Here is a 1,793-nt window from a genome sequence, read left to right as displayed (position 1 = left end):
GTGCAGGACGACGTCGGGGGCGAGCATGCCGAGCAGTTCCTCCAGGTTTCCGCCGGCGGCCACCTCGAAGAAGCGGCGGGCGAGTTCGTCGCCCTCCGCGCGCCGGGTCGGGGGCAGCGGGGCGTCCGCGCTCACCGCCAGGCGCTTCCTGGCCCGGGCGAAGATCTGGCGGCAGTTCGCCTCGGACTTGCCGGTCAGCTCCGCGACCTGCGGGTAGCCGTACCCGAAGGCCTCGCGCAGTATGAACACCGCGCGCTCGACGGGGGAGAGGGCTTCCAGCATCACCAGGAAGGCCATCGACAGCGAATCGGTGAGCTCGGCGTGCTCGGCCGGGCCGCCGGGGCGGTCGGCGAAGGCGACGACCGGCTCGGGCAGCCACTCGCCGACGTAGGTCTCGCGCCGCACCCGGGCCGAGCCGAGGTGGTTGATGCCCAGCCTGGTCACCGAGGTGGTCAGGTACGCCTTCAGGTTGGTGATCGCGGTGCCGGCCTGCTCGGCGCGGGTCAGGTTGAGGAAGGTGTCCTGGACGAGGTCCTCGGCGTCGCCCACCGAGCCCGTCATGCCGTAGGCGATGGAGAACAGCAGCGGCCGGTACCCGACCGCGTCCGCCGTGTCCACCGATCCCGCCGCGTCCACCGATCCCGCCGCATCCGCCGATCCCGCCATGGGAACGCCTCCCGTTCAACGCCGCCCCGCCCGGGGGTGGCGCGCGTCACATCCGTGCCTGTCACAGCCTGCCCGGCTGCCCTGTCCTAGAGGGCACCAGCGGACAACGTACCGAGGAGCACACCGTGGAAGCCCGTCTGAACCCCTTCGCCAGCCCCGTCCTGGGCAAGGTTTTCAAGCACCTCGTCGCCGCCAACCGGATCCTGATGGAGTCCACTCTGCCGGTCGCCGTCCAGGAGCTGGTCAAGCTGCGCGCCAGCCAGATCAACGGCTGCGGCTACTGCGTCGACATGCACTTCAAGGACGCCGTGCACGCGGGCGAGGAGGCGACCCGGCTGAACCTGGTGGCGGTGTGGCGCGAGGCCACGGTGTTCACCGAGGCCGAGCGGGCCGCCCTGGAGCTGGCCGAGGAGGGCACCCGGATCGCGGACGCGGCGGGCGGGGTGAGCGAGGAGGTGTGGGCCAACGCCGCCAAGCACTACGACGAGGAGCAGCTCGCCGCCCTGGTGGGCCTGGTCGCGGTGATCAACGCCTTCAACCGCGGCAACGTGATGACCCGCCAGCCCGCCGGAAGCTACCGGGCCGGGCAGTCCCACACCCTCTGACCAGCCCTTCATTCGACAAGGAGAGCCGCCGTGAACCTCGCACTGTGGATCGTCACCGCACTGCTGGCCGCCGTCTACCTGCTCGGCGGCGCCTTCAAGGTGGTCACACCGAAGGAGAGGATCGCCGCCGCCGGGTACAGCGGGCGGTGGGTCGAGGACTTCAGCGCCGGAGGGGTGAAGGCGATCGGCGCCGTCGAGGTGCTCGCCGCCGTCGGGCTGATCCTGCCCGCGGTGCTCGACATCGCGCCGGTGTTCGTGCCGCTGGCCGCGCTCGGGCTGGTGCTGCTGATGGCCGGGGCGGCGGCGGTGCGGATCCGGCGGCAGGAGTTCAAGCTCGTCGCGGTGGACGTGGCCTACCTCCTGCTGGCCGCGTTCGTGGTGTGGGGGCGCTTCGGACCGGAGTCGTTCCTCAGCTGACATTCCGGTCGCGGCGATCGGCTGCGGACGTGGTGGCGGGGGGGAGGGGGGGGGGGGAACACAATCCCACTTATCGGCCCCGGCCAATCCACCCCCCCCCCCACC

General features: G+C 71.6%; 3 protein-coding genes. 2 read left to right on the top strand and 1 reads right to left on the bottom strand.

Annotation, left to right across the window (positions count from 1 at the left end; all coding sequences use genetic code 11):
- On the bottom strand, positions 1 to 666 hold a 666-nt coding region (locus tag ACFQ87_RS44850; RefSeq protein WP_380616817.1), incomplete at its 3' end, for a sigma-70 family RNA polymerase sigma factor.
- Positions 667 to 791: 125 nt separating this feature from the next.
- Between ACFQ87_RS44850 and ACFQ87_RS44845 the strand changes: the two genes are divergently transcribed.
- Entirely contained in the window at positions 792 to 1,271 is a 480-nt protein-coding gene (locus ACFQ87_RS44845; RefSeq protein WP_380616816.1) for a carboxymuconolactone decarboxylase family protein, read from the top strand.
- Between the two features lie 30 nt (positions 1,272 to 1,301).
- Positions 1,302 to 1,688 carry a DoxX family protein gene (locus ACFQ87_RS44840; RefSeq protein ID WP_380616815.1) on the top strand — a complete coding sequence of 129 codons (387 nt, stop codon included), beginning with the start codon at positions 1,302 to 1,304 and terminating at the stop codon, positions 1,686 to 1,688.
- Positions 1,689 to 1,793 lie beyond the last annotated feature (105 nt).

Source organism: Kitasatospora sp. NPDC056531 (genome assembly GCF_042794375.1).
Taxonomy (GTDB): Bacteria; Actinomycetota; Actinomycetes; order Streptomycetales; family Streptomycetaceae; genus Kitasatospora.
The sequence above is the reverse complement of the archived record's forward strand: the minus strand, read 5'-3'. Positions and strand labels throughout refer to the sequence as shown.